The organism is Priestia sp. 53B2, from assembly GCF_056099005.1.
Genome location: NZ_JBLZXA010000027.1, coordinates 302034 through 317013 on the forward strand (window position 1 = coordinate 302034; position 14980 = coordinate 317013).

Sequence of the window (14980 nt, forward strand, 5' to 3'; positions counted from 1 at the left end):
AGAGATGAACCACGAGCGATTCTATATCACAGATAAAACGGTCATTGAACATATTGTCTCTACACAAAAGCAGTATTTCTATGCGCAAAAGACAAAGAGTATCAGCAGCCGTATTCAAGCGCTGAATAAGCTAAGAGACGTAGTCAAACAAAACGAGCAGAGAATTATGGATGCTTTAAAACAAGATTTAAATAAATCTGAAGTAGAGGCCTACACGTCGGAAATTGGGATTTTACTAGAGGAAATTCGATTTACGCTTAAACATTTAGCAAAATGGATGAAGCCTAAAAAAGTAAAAACCGCTTTAACACATGTGGGATCTAAAGGGGAAATTGTTCCTGAACCGTATGGAGTCGCGTTAATTATTGCTCCGTGGAACTATCCGTTTCAATTAGCACTGTCTCCTTTAGTAGGAGCGATTGCCGCTGGAAACACGGCGATTATAAAACCTTCTGAATTAACGCCTAGCGTATCTCGCGTTATACAAGAATTACTAGCTGAGGCTTTTGATCCAGCATTTGTGACGGTGATTGAAGGCGCTGTAGACACAACAAGCCTGCTTTTAAAACAGCCGCTTGATTATATTTTCTTTACGGGAAGTGTAAATGTAGGGAAAATTATTATGCAAGAAGCAGGGAAGCAGCTTATTCCAGTCACGCTTGAGCTAGGCGGGAAAAGTCCGTGCATTGTACATGAAGATGCAAATCTAGATCTTGCAGCAAAACGAATTATGTTTGGCAAAGGAATGAATGCAGGGCAAACGTGCGTTGCTCCTGATTATTTGCTCGTCCATAAAAAAGTGAAAGCGCAGCTGATAGAGAAACTTCGCGAAGCGATTTCTCAATTTTACGGTAGTAATCCGCTTGAAAGCGACCGCTACGGCCGTATTGTCAGTGAGCGCCATTTTACTCGGCTAGTTGAGTTTTTAAAAGACGGAAATGCTATAGTTGGAGGCGGATACAATAAAAACACGCTAACAATAGAACCTACGGTGTTAAGTGAAGTAAGCTGGACATCAGATGTCATGCAAGAAGAAATCTTTGGGCCTATTCTTCCTATGATTGAATATGAAACACTAGACGAAGTCATTCATAAAGTTCAAGAAAAAGCTAAGCCGTTAGCTCTTTACTTATTTACAGAAAGTGAAGATGTGCAAAACGTCATAACGGAGCGTCTTTCATTTGGAGGAGGCTGTATAAACGATACGCTTATGCATATCGCTACGCCATATTTGCCGTTTGGCGGAGTGGGAGAAAGCGGCACGGGTCAATATCATGGAAAAGACAGCTTTCAGACATTTACTCATTTTAAAAGCATGCTGTCTCAAACAACCAAGTTTGATTTGTCATTCCGCTATCCTTCGGAAAAACAAAACTTGAAAATGATCAAAAAATTATTGAAATAAAAGAGCCTCCTGATAGGAGGCTTTTTCGTTATTTTGAAAGTGAAAGCTGAGAAAGCGGCCATTTTTCTTGGGTATATGCCATTTCCCAAAATAAATACTCGAGTTCACAGCTTTTGATGAAGTGATCTTTCATACGGTTACGTTCTTCTTCAGTCGCTTGTTCGGCGAGTTCATCAAGCTTGTTACAAAACCATTGTGTTGTGCCATTCATTTCTTCATTATTATAAAACTGAATCCATTCATAAAAAGGATGAGAAGGAGATGGATTTACTTGTTCTGTAATGCGCTGGCCAATTTCAACGTACGTCCATGGACATGGAAGAAGTACTGCAATGATTTCTGCTAAGCTGCCTGTATGCGCAACACTTGTCATATGGTTAATGTAGTGGCTGGCCGTCGGTGAAAGCGTCTCAGTGTGAAGGTCTTCATAACGTACGCCTGCTACTTCACAAAAATTATTGTGAGGGTGTACTTCACTATGTAATACCGTAGAAATGCCGGCATTAAAGGCTTCCATTTCGGTACGCGTGCGGCATTTCGTTAAAGCAGCGCCGTAAATGCGAACAAATGCTGTTAAGTATTCGTAATCTTGAGAAACGTAATGAATAAGCGCTTCTTTTGGCACGTTTCCTTCAGCAATTCCTTTAATAAAAGGATGGTTAAAAATGGCTTCGTAAATATAGTTTGCTTCTTGTCTTAATTGAGATGAAAATGACATCAAAATCCTCCTTTAATTATGAGAAAGTCACAAACAAGCACATAAAGGAAATAAAAAACACTCCGTTTATAAACGGAGTGGCAAAGGACAGTAAAAAAACTGAACATTGCCACTTTCCTACGCTGGTATGAGCCAGATCAGGTTCAAAGGGATCAAGAAAACTTGTCTCAGCCGGTGGGCACCCCTAGTGGACTTCCTATTAATCTATGTTTAACTTACCATATATTCTGAAAAATAGAAAGCGTTATAGGAAAATGTGCGCTAACCGTTTTTATTTCTTAAAGAGGAAGCTTCTTAAAGCTATTTTTAATCATTTTTGTTTAAAAATGCATATTTTTAGGGAAGAAGAGGTATTAATGAAGGGAAGAGCCGTTTTCGTCTCCGAAACATTCCCATATAAATAGAAGAAAGGAGAGAACAAAATGGCGAAATTTCGTTTGTATGCTGTATTAAATACAGTAGGCTTGGCTATTACACTGCTTGTGAATTATTTAGCAAATGCTATTCCAATAGGAGGCAAAACAACGGGAGAAGCTTCTGCGCAAGTTCCTACGTTGTTTACACCAGCGGGTTATGCCTTTGCTATCTGGGGCGTTATTTATTTATTATTAACCATTTGGGTTATACGCCAATTTTTTGCAAGAGAAGATCAAAAGGAAATATATGCACGTATCGGCATTTGGTTTTTTCTAAACTGTTTGTTAAATAGTGCGTGGATTTTTATTTTCCAAAACGATTACTATAAGTTATCCCTTTTAGTTATGCTCTTTATTTTAGGCACATTAATGATTGTATATTCCATTATTCAGCATTCTCGGATGACGACATGGTTTATGCGTCTGCCGATTTCGCTTTATCTTGGATGGATTTCTGTTGCGACTATTGTCAATGTGTTTGTCGTATTTCAAGCAAATGGAATACAGCACTTGTTTGGCCTAAACGAGTTAGTATGGACGATTATTATGCTGCTGGTAGGAGGTGCGCTGGGCAGTATGTTTACATTAAAAAACCGAGACGCTGTTTATCCGCTTGTTTTTATTTGGGCTTATATTGCCATTGCAGTGAAGCAAAGTGGAAATCAGCCAATTGTCATTACTGTCATCATTTCAGTTGTTTTATTAGCAATTGCCATTATTGTGGGACTCATTAAACGCTATAGACGTTTTTAAAAAGAAGCTCTAGCTTTTGTAAGCTAGAGCTTTTTATGATGCTCTTTTGATTGTAAAAAAGCAGCTGTAAAAGCAATTAAGCTAATTAAAATACCAAAAGGAACAACAATTGGTACGAATGATAAAATAAATGTCATAAGTGTAACCTCCATGTTGCATCGGTGCATAATGAAAAATTCAACTTTTTTAAATTGAAGTTCCGCTATTATAGTATGCTAGGCTTTATGTTTGGAGCCTATATGTTTAGAAATAAACGAAAAAGGCAACATACGTTACATACAGGTTATATTAGGAGGAGTTAAAATGGAAACATATTTAGTCGCTTACACAGATAAAGATGATATGGAATATAAACAAGTGACGTGCGAGAGTTATGAAGATGCAGAGCGTACGGTCCTTCGTTTAGAGAGAGAAGGGCATATGCATATTGAAGAAATTTCAAATCAAGAAGCCTACCGTGGAGATGAATCATCGTACAGAGAATAAATTTTGAATAGAAACACCAACCTTAAAATGAAGAAGCAGCTGCTTCTTCATTTTTCTATTCTATATAGATATCGTTTTATAGAAAAAAGTAAAACGGGAATGATTTTCTTCTGCATTTATGGTACAGTACTAATCAGGTGAGTTTTGAGTTTAGAAGAGGAGAGAGTAACATTATATGAGTAAAGGAAATCAGTGGTCTTCACGCCTCGGTTTTATTTTAGCATCTGCTGGGGCAGCAATTGGTCTAGGAGCGATATGGAAGTTTCCATACGTAACGGGAACCAGTGGCGGTGGAGCGTTTTTTGCGTTGTTTATTTTATTTACGATTTTTATTGGATTGCCGCTTCTGTTGGCAGAATTTATCATTGGAAGACATACGGGAAAAGAAGCGATTAGTGCTTATAAGGCAATTGCTCCAAAATCCGTTTGGGTATGGATTGGCAGGCTGGGAGTACTAAGCTGTGTCGTTTTGCTTTCCTTTTACAGCGTCGTTGGCGGCTGGGTGATTTTATATACGATTATGAGCGTAACCGGTATGCTAAGCGGAAAAGAGTACGGCCCGTTGTTCAATGCCGTCATTAGCCAACCTTATGTAGTATTAGGTGCACAGGCGCTGTTTTTATTAATTACAGTGTTTGTTATTTCAAAAGGTGTACAAAAAGGAATAGAGCGTGCTAATAAATACATGATGCCGCTGTTATTTATCTGTTTTATCATTATCGTGGTGCGTTCTTTAACATTAGATGGAGCAATGGACGGAGTAAAGTTCTTTTTAAAACCGGATTTTTCAGCCATTACAGGGTCATCTGTTCTCTATGCGCTCGGTCAGTCGTTTTTCTCGCTTTGCGTGGGATTATCCTGCATGGTGACATATAGCTCTTATTTAGGGAAAAAAGTAAGCTTGACGCGTTCAGCTGGCACTATTGCTATTTTGAACTTGTTTGTTTCGCTGCTGGCGGGCTTGGCTATTTTTCCAGCCGTTTTTTCATTTGGATTAAAGCCAACTGAAGGACCTGGACTTTTGTTTGTGGTCTTGCCAACAGTATTTGAGAAAATGCCGTTTGGTACCGTCTTTTTAGCACTGTTTTTAATTTTATTTTTATTTGCTACGCTTACGTCTGCTTTCTCACTGCTGGAAATTATCGTCGCTGCTTTAACCAAAGACGATCAGACAAAACGAACTCGCTACGCTTCTTCATCAGGGATTCTTGTGTTTGTGGTAGGTATCCCATCAGCGCTTTCGTTTGGTGTACTAAAACATGTCTCACTTTTTGGCAGAAGTATATTTGACGTAGCTGACTTTTTTGTGAGCAACTTAATGCTGCCTCTTGGAAGTTTAGCCATTGCGATTTTTGTGACATTTAAAATGAAAAAAGAAGCCGTGTACGAAGAGTTTATTTCAGGAAGTACAAAAGGCGCTAAATTATTCAACGCATGGTTCTTTCTAGTTAAATACGTATTGCCTATTATTATTATAGCTGTTCTATTAAGCTTACTTGTTGCATATTAAAAAAAGCACTCATTTGAGTGCTTTTTTTGTTTATTTTGCAAAAACGTGATTTCCGATTGTAATCGTAACCTGTTTTTGACGAAGCCATTGGTCGCTTGTTTTATCTGGATTAAAGAAGAATAACGAACCTTTTCCTTGACCTCTAAAAGCTAGTGCTTCATTTACAGCTTTTTTTGCTTCAGCATCCGCTGCTTTATTAATTTCACCATTTTGTACAGGTGTAAACTGTGTACCTTGATAAATGACATCATGAATAGAGTTTGGGAAAGAATCGCTATCCACGCGGTTTAAGACAACTGTTGCTACAGCCACTTTGCCAGCGTAAGGTTCGCCTTTTGCTTCAGCTTGTACAAGGCGAGCTAACAATTCTTTATCACTTTCGCTAATAGAGTTAGGGATTGTTAGTGTTTCATTTGCATTAATAGAGTCGGTAGATTTGTGATTCGCTTCTTTCAACTGTTTAACCGTAACGCCGTATTCAGCGCCAATCTTGTAAAGAGTCTCTCCGGCTTTTACGCGATGGGTTGTTTCAGCGGCATTTGCCCCGTGACTCATGCCGAACATAGGAACTGCTAGTGCTCCAATAATTGCTAGTTTCTTAAACATAAAGTAAGTACCTCCTGAAATCCTTTTGAACGCCCCTTTTATCACGGATCGGTGCGTGCTGTGCACCGAACTTTATATGTACGTTTCAAAGATTAACAGGTGTCAATACATCTTGTCACTGCTTAAAACATACCAATCTAGGAAGATATTATAATAGTTAACAGATAATTTGAAAAATACGTTGACTGATAATAAAGGAGTGAATTATAATGAACGAGTAAATAGTTAACCGTTTAACTGGAGAGATTTTATGGGAGAAAAGATAACGATTCGTGATGTAGCAAAGCATGCAGGGGTGTCTGCAGCTTCAGTATCTTACGTCTTAAACGGAATTAACAAAGTATCCGATGAAACAAAAGAGCGAATTTTAACAGCGGTAAAAGAATTAAACTACGAACCAAATTTAACCGCCGTTAGTCTTTCGAAACAAAAGTCAAATATGATTGGCGTTATGTTCCCGCTTACAGATGATTCACTTTCTACTATATTTAAAGATAACCATTATTACAGCGAAATGATTAGTGGAATTGAATATGTAATCCGTAAGCATGGTTATGATCTAGTCATATCTGGAGCGAGTAGCCCAGCTGATTGCCTAAAATGGATTCGAACGAGAAATATTGATGGTCTTCTGTTTTTAGGAGCCTTCCCGCATCGATTGTATGAGAAAATGAAAGCGTTATCCAATCCGATTGTGCTAGTAGATACATACGAAAGGTACGAACGTGATTATCATCATATTTCTGTAGACGATGAGTATGGAGGATATCTAGCTACAACACATTTAGTGAATTTGGGGCACAAAGAAATTGCCTTTGTTGCTCATCACCTCGTCAATAGTCCAGTGGATAAAAAGAGGTATATAGGCTACGAGAAAGCATTAAAAGAAGCGGGCATTACACCGTCCAGGGCATTTGTTTTTGAAGTGAACGAAAGCTCGTTTGATAACGGTTACAATCTAGGGAACAAGCTGCTGCAAGATCATAAGGATATTCGGGCGGTTTTTGCATCCTCTGATACGCTGGCGCTTGGAATTATGAAAGCACTGCAAGAAAAGGGGAAAAAAATTCCGCAGGACTACTCAATCGTAGGGTTTGATGACATAACGTTTAGTAGCTATGCATCTCCAAGTCTAACAACCATTCGTCAAGATGTATTTAACAAAGGAGTCGTCGCCGCGACGTCTGTTATTCAAGCAATTGAACACCGTTTCAGCACGCTGCAGCATGTGAAATTATCGGTTGAACTTATTATTCGAGATTCGACTGCTAAGCGCGGGTGAATCACAGTAAGTTAACCGGTTAACCAAAGTTTAGCATTTATAAATAAAGGGGATATAAGTTAGCATTCACAAAAAAAGGGGATATAAGTTAGCATTCACAAAAAAAGGGGATATGAAAATGATTAATGTTACAGTATGGAATGAAAATCGTCATGAACAGAAAAATCCGGTTGTAAGAGAAATTTACCCTGAAGGCATTCACGGTGCCATCGCTTCTTTTTTAGAAGAAGGAGGGTTTCGTACACACACCGCAACATTAGACGAAGTAGAACACGGGTTGACTGAAGAAGTATTAAATCAAACGGATGTTTTAGTATGGTGGGGTCATTTAGCACATGACGAAGTAAAAGATGACATCGTTGAGAAAGTAAAGCAGCGCGTGCTAGACGGTATGGGGCTTATTGTCTTACACTCAGGTCACTTTTCTAAAATTTTTAAAACGTTAATGGGCACAAGCTGCGACTTAAAATGGCGTGAAGCAGATGAAAAAGAGCGCTTGTGGGTAGTAGAACCAAGTCATCCGATTGTGGAAGGTATTGGTGAATTTATCGAGCTTGAGCGCGAAGAAATGTATGGAGAGCACTTTGATATTCCAGCACCTGATGAACTGATTTTCACGAGCTGGTTTGAAGGCGGAGAAATTTTCAGAAGCGGCTGCACGTACAAACGCGGAAACGGAAAAGTATTTTATTTCAGACCTGGACATGAAACATATCCAACATACCATAACAAAGACATTCAGCGTGTCATTATGAATGCTATTAAATGGGCGAAGCCAGCAGAGAGAAAACGTCCTGTTTATGGCAATGCGCAACCGCTTGAATCAATCGCTGTTAAAAACTAATTAATAATGCTTAAGCAAAGGGGATAGGAAAGATGGCAAAAGTAAAAATTGGCGTTATTGGGTGCGGAAGCATTGCGCAACACCGTCACTTACCAGAATATAAGATGAATGAACAAGTAGAATTAGTAGCCGTTTGCGATATAAACACAGAACGTGCAAATAGCGTAGCGCAGCAGTACGGTGTAAAAGCTTACACAAACTACGAAGAACTTTTAGCAAGCGGTACAGTGGAAGCAGTGAGCGTATGTACGCCCAATTATCTTCATGCGCCTATTTCGGTGGCAGCGTTAAACAGCGGAGTTCATGTCCTGTGTGAAAAGCCGATGGCAACATCAGAAGAAGAAGCGAAAGCAATGATTGAAGCAGCAAAAACAAACGGTAAAAAACTAATGATCGGACATAATCAGCGCTTTGTAGCTTCTCATCAAAAAGCTCGTGAACTTATTGAAAAAGGGGAAATCGGTAAAATTTATAGTTTCCGTACGGCTTTTGGCCACGGTGGCCCTGAAGGTTGGAGCGTGGACGGAAAGAACAGCTGGTTCTTCAAAAAAGACGAAGCATTTATTGGTGCTATGGGGGATTTAGGTGTTCATAAAACCGATATGCTTCGCTACATATTGAGCGAAGAAATTGTAGAAGTCGGTGCATTTGTAGAAAGCAATGCAAAAGAATTTGCAAATGTAGACGATAATGCTGTGTGCGTATTAAAAACGGAAAGCGGGATTATCGGGACGCTTGCGGCAAGCTGGGCTTACAATGGAAAAGAAGATAACTCCACGATTGTTTACGGGGAGAAAGGGATTCTTCGTTTAGAGGACGATCCGACGTATTCATTAGTTGCACAATATGCAACGGGTGAAGTGGTGAACTATGAATTAGGAAAAATCCAGTCGAACGATGAAGGCGGACAAAGTAATTCTCACGTCATTGAACAATTTGTAGATGCAGTTGCAGAAGATAAAGAATCTCCTGTTTCTGGTGAAGAAGGATTAAAATCACTTGCTGTTATTTTAGCAGCTTTAAAATCAAGTCAAACGAAACAAATTACGCGCGTGTAAGAGGTGAAAAACGTGAGAATTGGCATAATCGGAGCAGGAGGGATTGCTGTAAGCAGGCACATCCCGGCATTCAAACAACTGGGTGATGAATATGTGATTTGGGGGCTTAGCGATATTAATAGTGAAAGAGCCACAGAGGTAGCCAATGAGCATAATATCCCTCACGTATTTGTTGATTACAAAGATATGTTTAAAGAAGTGGATGCTGTATGTATTTGTACACCGAATAAATTTCACGCCGAGTTTGCAGTAGAAGCGCTAAAAGCAGGCGTTCACGTCCTATGTGAAAAGCCAATGGCGATGTCTAAAGAGCAAGGTGAAGAAATGCTTGCTGCTGCTAGAGAATCAGGTAAGCAATTAGCGATTGCGTATCATTACCGATTCATGAAAGAAGCGCAGGCGGCGAAAAAAATGATGACAGAGGTAGGGCGCCCATTAGTTGCACGTGTCAGAGCAATGCGTCGCCGAAAGGTTCCCGGTTGGGGGGTATTTACGAACAAAGATCTTCAAGGAGGAGGCAGCTTAATTGATTACGGCTGCCATTTGCTTGATTTAACGCTTTGGCTAATGGGAAACCCAAAGCATACTGAAGTACTGGGAAGTACATATAATGACCTGAGTAAAACGCCTAACCAATTAAATCAATGGGGAGCATTTGATCATGAAACATTCAGCGTGGATGATCATGTAACGGCCTATATTAAATTTGAAAATGGAGCGTCGCTTCTTTTAGAAACTTCTTGGGCAGCTAATATCGAAGATGATGAAGAGCACGTAAGCATATCAGGGGTAGAGGGCGGTTTAAGCGTGTTTCCGTTTGAACTATACACGTCTAAAAACGGTATGCTCATGAACAGTACGTCACCTTGGATAGATGGAGAAGATGATTACAGCCTAAGTCAGGCTAAAAATTTCGTTGAAGCGTGTAAAGGAAATGCTGAATTAGTGGTAAAGCCACAAGAAGCGCTTCAAGTCTCAGCTATTATTGACGAAATATATCGCACAGGGGGAAATTAAAATGAAACTTGGAGTATTCACGGTCTTATTTGCGGATCTTTCTTTTGAAGAGATGTTAGATAAAGTAAAAGCAGCAGGTCTTCATGCTGTTGAAATCGGAACGGGCGGCTATCCGGGAAACAGCCATTGTCCGCTAGATGAGCTGCTTGAAGATGAAGAAAAAAGAGAAGCCTATATGAAGCAGATAAAAGATCGCGGACTTACAATCAGCGGATTTAGCTGCCACGGCAATCCTATTTCACCTGAGGCAAGTTTTGCAAAAGAATCTGACGAAACGCTTCGCAAGACCATCCAACTAGCATCGTTAGTAGATGTTCCAGTGGTTAACTGCTTTTCTGGAACAGCAGGAGATCACGAAGAGGCGAAGTACCCAAACTGGCCTGTTACTCCTTGGCCAAATGAATATGGAGACGTATTGAATTGGCAGTGGGAAAATAAGCTTGTTCCTTATTGGAAAGAAATTGGAGAACTAGCGGAGGAGCATAACGTGAAAATTGGTTTAGAACTTCACGGTGGATTTTTAGTTCATACTCCGTATACGCTCCTAAAGCTTCGCGAAAAAACAAGTCCAGCGATTGGCGCTAACCTTGATCCAAGTCATTTATGGTGGCAAGGAATTGATCCGGTAGGAGCTATTAAAATTTTAGCAAAAGAAAATGCGATTCATCATTTCCATGCAAAGGATACGTACTTGGACCAGGATAATATTAACATGTATGGCCTGACGGATATGCAGCCATACGGAGAAGTCCAAACGCGTGCATGGACGTTTAGATCCGTAGGATGCGGACATGATGTGAAAGAGTGGTCTGATATGATGAGTGCACTTCGCACATACGGATACGATTATGTAGTCAGCATCGAGCACGAAGATCCAATCATGTCGATTGAAGAAGGATTTAAACGCGCGGTTACAAACTTACAAAGTGTATTAATTGAAGAAACTCCCTCACAAATGTGGTGGGCGTAAGTAAAAAGAAGCATCTCTAAAAAGAGGTGCTTCTTTTATTTTCGTTAATAAATCAATTCGCCTTTTGTTCACCTGAATTTCGATACAAACGGGTGATTGGTAACCCAAAAGCGCCAAGGGTAATCCTTCGCTTCACCAGAATTATCAATGCCAACCCGAGGTCCGGCGGAAATCGCTGAAGGAGTGAAGCCACGAGCAATATAAAGAGGAGGGCTGGTTAAATCATGACCGTACAAATCCATTGAAACCCCTAGTGCTTTTGTTAGTTTCCCAGGACCGTTTGTCCAATTTATTTCATTTTCCATCCCTCGACGTCTAGTTTTCATCAAATCTTTTCCGCTAAATGGCTCAATAGCTCGAATGAGGACGCCTTCTGGACAATCGATGTCGCTGCTTACAACATTGAGTAAACAATGTGTATGCATTGTATGCGTATAGGCATGACCAGGAGGACCGAACATTACCTCTGTTCTTTTTGTACGCCGGTTATTAAAGCTATGGGCTGCTCGGTCGAAAGGCCCTTTATAAGCTTCCGTTTCTACAATAAAACCAGATGCAGTTCCTTCTGCCGTTTCGTGAACAAGAAGGCATCCTAACAGCGACTGAGCTAGTTCAAGCGTAGACTGTTGATAAAACGAAAGAGGAAGTGGTTCAATCGCTAAAAGAGAACGCGTCATTTGCTGTAGTCCATCCTTTCAAAGCAAAGTCATTCACGCTGTTATGCGCATCTTTTATTATGATGTTTTCTTTGTTATTTTGCAAAGGTAGGGGCTGATTAATACAGTAATCTTCCTTACCCAACATTCAAGTATTTACCATGACCATGATTCAACTTATTCTATAAAATTATTTTATTCTAAAGAATGGTTTCGTTTTGCACGTGTAGGGGGAATATTTTACTACAATACTTCGATTTTGCTGCTGGTATGATATACACAGTTCATCCATATTTTACATGCTTTTAGTTTTAAAAAATAGTGATCCGTCTTTTCTTTATTTTCGTTCTACACATGAAAGCAAAATAAAAAGAGTGAATTATAAAAAGTTCTTTATAAATGGAAATAAAGAAAAAATATCCTTCAAAGAGTATTTAAGGAATTTTAGAACATATTAAAAATAAAATTTATACACTGTGAGGAATAGCTATGAACATCCACTTTGATACATTAACCAACTTATCAATTAAACATATTTTTGGGCCTGCATCTCAAACGATCAACCATCTAACATATCATTCAAAGCAGGTTCACGACGGATCCGTATTTTTTAGTATAAAAGGTGAAAATGAAGATGGACATCAATATATCAAAGAAGCTATAGCTAGAGGAGCACTAGCAGTCTTTGGGACAAGCATTGAGGAGCTGCGTCTTTTGAGCACTCAGTATTCTCACTGTACGTTTTTAGCTGTTGACGACGTTCGTAAAGTAATGGCGTCTTTTTCTAAAATGTATTTTGATTACACGGATGAAAAAATTGAGACAATTGGCGTTACAGGTACAAATGGCAAAACAACCGTAGCAGCTTACATAAGGTCTCTTTTAACTCTTTTAAAATTACCGACAGGATCCATTGGCACGACCGGCATTTGGTCATCAAAGGAGAAGTTAGTTTATAAAAAAAGTACGCCTACAACACCTGAATCGGCAGACTTGCATAAAATCTTTTATGATTTGTATACAAGAGGCGATGAAGCGGCAGTGATGGAAGTATCTTCAATTGCGATTGATCAGCAGCGAGTAGAAAATATTTATTTTGATGTAGCCATTCACACAAATCTTTCAGAAGAGCATTTAGAGTATCATAAAACGTTTGAGCACTATAAAAAGTGCAAGATGAAATTATTTCAGCAGGCAAAACATGCTGTTATTAATATAGATGATCTGGAAATGGGTAAAGACTTAAGCAGGGTATTTGAAGGACCTAAAGTCACGTATAGCTTATTAAATAATGCGGAGGCAACTTTGCAAGCAAAAAACATTACTGTCAAAGAAGGGGGCTCTTTCTTTGATTTACTGTATAAAGGACAGTCATACAAAGTAGCAGTGCCTGTATATGGCGATTACAACATTGCTAACGTGCTAGCAGCCATTGGTACAGCTCTTCACTTTGAATACCACATTGAGGATATTATTAGCGTGCTTCCTCAATTGGAAAGTCCAGAAGGGCGATTTCAAGTGATAGAAGGTCCTAATAACCAAAAAGTGATTTTAGACTATGCCCATACGCCTGTTGCCCTTACGCGTTTAGTAGAAGAAGTAAAAAAGATGGAGTATAACCAGCTGATTGTCATGATTGCAGGAATCGGCATTCGAGATTTTAATAAAATGCCTAAAATGGCGCGCACCATTGAAGGAAAAGCTGATGAAATTATCGTAACGGTTGATCATCCAGGTCATCATGATCCGAACGTAATCGTAGATCAAGTGATGACAGGTTTTTCGAATCCGAGCGCAAGCAATATTCACCGCGCCCCCACTCGAACAGAAGGAGTATTAAAGTCGCTTTCTTTAGGAAAGTCGAATGACATTATTTTACTTACAAGCGGCTGTATTAACGGCGCTCAGCTTGTAAAAGGAAACGAAATTCCGCATTCAGATGAAGAAATTATTGCCTCTTATTATGCATCGTTAAGCAATATTTCCTGATATTCTTCTTCATTTATTGAACGAATGTGGAGAAATTGAAACAGCATACGAAAGAAGGTCTCTTACTACTTTTAGAGACCTTCTTTTTGCATCAAAACTATAGGCTGTTTTCTTGCTGTGTTTTTGGTTCTTCAATTTTTACATCATGTTCTTTAGCCAGCTTTTTAATAGCTGCATTGTAATCGCGTATGCCTTTTCGTGCTTCATCAAGCATAGCGTTTGCCTCAGCAATAAGGTTGCGGTCCTGCTTTTCTAAAGCGCTGACAATTTTAATGAAAGCATTATACTGGGTATTGGCAGCCTTTATATAGCCTTCATGAACCTTTCGAAGATCGTCGGTTTCTACATCGATGTTTTCCAGTTCGTCAACAAATTTACGATAGGTAGGAATGACTTCACTCGTCATCGTATCATACATCACCGCGTCACTTGTGTAGTTAGCGCCTGTAACAGAATCGTATGCGTCAATCGCTTCTTTTTCAAGCTGAGCGGCTTTTTTTAAATCTTGATTGTTATAGTCGATTAAATCATTTTGAACAGGATCACTAAAGCAGGCGGATAATAAAAACAAAAGAGGGACAAGACAAAATAAAACCTTCTTCAACGAATTTCACCTCCGTTTAACAATGTATGAAACATCTGCTTGGCAAAGTCGGTTTTAATAACTGGAGAAAAAGAAGGGAGTGTATAAAAGGATTTTTAAGGGTCGACAGTGAATTTATTCATAAGTCGGTTTGTAGTTGACCACCTTTTAGTAGCAGGAAGGAAGAGAAGATGATTAAAATAAAAAGAGACCACTTAACGAACAATGAAGTTATTGAACTAGTAAGTTCTCATCTTCAAGGAATGAACTTACATTCACCCCCTGAAAGTATTCATGCTCTAAATATTGAAAGCTTAAAACAACGTGATATTACGTTTTGGAGCGTGTGGGAAGGAAGTCAGCTAGCAGGGTGCGGGGCTGTAAAAGAGTTAGATGAGCACCACGGAGAAATTAAATCGATGCGAACAGCTACCGCCCATTTGCGAAAAGGAATTGCTAGAGAGCTGCTGCAGTACATAATAAATGAAGCACAAAAACGAGGGTACTTACGCTTAAGCTTAGAAACAGGATCCGCACCCGCTTTTGAACCGGCTAGAAAGCTATACGCGAGTTTTGGATTTTACGAGTGCGAACCGTTTTCTACCTACAAAGAAGATCCATACAGTGTATTTATGACAAAGAAATTGAATGATTGATTAAAAGAGGTTGGAACAAAAGTATTTTAGT

At 39.3% G+C, this 14980-nt stretch carries 15 protein-coding genes and 1 riboswitch; of the genes, 11 read left to right on the forward strand and 4 right to left on the reverse strand.

Annotated elements, in window-relative coordinates:
• Positions 1-4: 4 nt before the first annotated feature.
• Entirely contained in the window at positions 5-1405 is a 1401-nt protein-coding gene (locus tag ACN6NE_RS22015; RefSeq protein ID WP_129708740.1) for an aldehyde dehydrogenase, read from the forward strand.
• A gap of 28 nt (positions 1406-1433) precedes the next feature.
• On the opposite strand, the gene tenA is transcribed toward ACN6NE_RS22015, so the two are convergent.
• Positions 1434-2123, reverse strand: a complete 690-nt coding sequence (tenA, locus tag ACN6NE_RS22020; protein ID WP_013056845.1) for a thiaminase II — start codon at positions 2121-2123, stop codon at positions 1434-1436.
• 97 nt (positions 2124-2220) lie between these two features.
• Positions 2221-2319: riboswitch (TPP riboswitch) on the reverse strand.
• A 226-nt stretch (positions 2320-2545) separates the two neighbouring features.
• On the opposite strand from tenA, the gene ACN6NE_RS22025 reads away from it, so the two are divergent.
• The 3 genes from ACN6NE_RS22025 (at position 2546) to ACN6NE_RS22035 (ending at position 5288) form a co-directional block, all read left to right on the forward strand.
• Entirely contained in the window at positions 2546-3292 is a 747-nt protein-coding gene (locus ACN6NE_RS22025) for a TspO/MBR family protein (protein WP_474327256.1), read from the forward strand.
• Positions 3293-3595: 303 nt separating this feature from the next.
• Positions 3596-3778 (forward strand): hypothetical protein, encoded by a 183-nt coding sequence (locus tag ACN6NE_RS22030; RefSeq protein ID WP_013056847.1) that lies wholly within the window; start codon positions 3596-3598, stop codon positions 3776-3778.
• Positions 3779-3953: 175 nt separating this feature from the next.
• Positions 3954-5288, forward strand: coding sequence for a sodium-dependent transporter (locus tag ACN6NE_RS22035; protein ID WP_474327259.1), 1335 nt, complete (start codon positions 3954-3956; stop codon positions 5286-5288).
• A 30-nt stretch (positions 5289-5318) separates the two neighbouring features.
• Here the strand turns inward: ACN6NE_RS22035 and ACN6NE_RS22040 are convergent, their stop codons facing one another.
• On the reverse strand, positions 5319-5894 hold the full coding sequence (locus tag ACN6NE_RS22040) for a cell wall hydrolase (RefSeq protein WP_028408694.1): 576 nt from the start codon (positions 5892-5894) through the stop codon (positions 5319-5321).
• 250 nt (positions 5895-6144) lie between these two features.
• Between ACN6NE_RS22040 and ACN6NE_RS22045 the strand changes: the two genes are divergently transcribed.
• The 5 genes from ACN6NE_RS22045 to ACN6NE_RS22065 all read left to right on the forward strand — a co-directional run bounded on the left by ACN6NE_RS22045 (position 6145) and on the right by ACN6NE_RS22065 (position 11065).
• Positions 6145-7176: a LacI family DNA-binding transcriptional regulator gene (locus tag ACN6NE_RS22045; protein ID WP_129708751.1), complete on the forward strand. Its 1032-nt coding sequence runs from the start codon at positions 6145-6147 to the stop codon at positions 7174-7176.
• 118 nt (positions 7177-7294) lie between these two features.
• Positions 7295-8020, forward strand: coding sequence for a ThuA domain-containing protein (locus tag ACN6NE_RS22050; RefSeq protein ID WP_013056851.1), 726 nt, complete (start codon positions 7295-7297; stop codon positions 8018-8020).
• Between the two features lie 32 nt (positions 8021-8052).
• A complete protein-coding gene (locus ACN6NE_RS22055) occupies positions 8053-9078 on the forward strand; it encodes a Gfo/Idh/MocA family protein (RefSeq protein WP_129708754.1) in 1026 nt (341 codons plus the stop codon).
• A 12-nt stretch (positions 9079-9090) separates the two neighbouring features.
• The gene (locus ACN6NE_RS22060; RefSeq protein WP_129708757.1) at positions 9091-10095 is read left to right on the forward strand and encodes a Gfo/Idh/MocA family protein; all 1005 of its coding nucleotides are present in this window, start codon (positions 9091-9093) and stop codon (positions 10093-10095) included.
• Position 10096: 1 nt separating this feature from the next.
• Positions 10097-11065: a sugar phosphate isomerase/epimerase family protein gene (locus ACN6NE_RS22065; RefSeq protein WP_129708760.1), complete on the forward strand. Its 969-nt coding sequence runs from the start codon at positions 10097-10099 to the stop codon at positions 11063-11065.
• A gap of 68 nt (positions 11066-11133) precedes the next feature.
• On the opposite strand, the gene ACN6NE_RS22070 is transcribed toward ACN6NE_RS22065, so the two are convergent.
• A complete protein-coding gene (locus tag ACN6NE_RS22070; RefSeq protein ID WP_129708763.1) occupies positions 11134-11742 on the reverse strand; it encodes a DNA-3-methyladenine glycosylase in 609 nt (202 codons plus the stop codon).
• A gap of 468 nt (positions 11743-12210) precedes the next feature.
• Here ACN6NE_RS22070 and ACN6NE_RS22075 point away from each other — a divergent pair, with 468 nt between their 5' ends.
• The gene (locus ACN6NE_RS22075) at positions 12211-13710 is read left to right on the forward strand and encodes a UDP-N-acetylmuramoyl-L-alanyl-D-glutamate--2,6-diaminopimelate ligase (protein WP_474327264.1); all 1500 of its coding nucleotides are present in this window, start codon (positions 12211-12213) and stop codon (positions 13708-13710) included.
• A 97-nt stretch (positions 13711-13807) separates the two neighbouring features.
• On the opposite strand, the gene ACN6NE_RS22080 is transcribed toward ACN6NE_RS22075, so the two are convergent.
• Positions 13808-14314 carry a hypothetical protein gene (locus ACN6NE_RS22080; protein ID WP_474327266.1) on the reverse strand — a complete coding sequence of 169 codons (507 nt, stop codon included), beginning with the start codon at positions 14312-14314 and terminating at the stop codon, positions 13808-13810.
• Between the two features lie 170 nt (positions 14315-14484).
• Here ACN6NE_RS22080 and ACN6NE_RS22085 point away from each other — a divergent pair, with 170 nt between their 5' ends.
• Positions 14485-14949, forward strand: a complete 465-nt coding sequence (locus tag ACN6NE_RS22085) for a GNAT family N-acetyltransferase (RefSeq protein WP_129708769.1) — start codon at positions 14485-14487, stop codon at positions 14947-14949.
• The last annotated feature ends 31 nt before the right edge of the window (positions 14950-14980 follow it).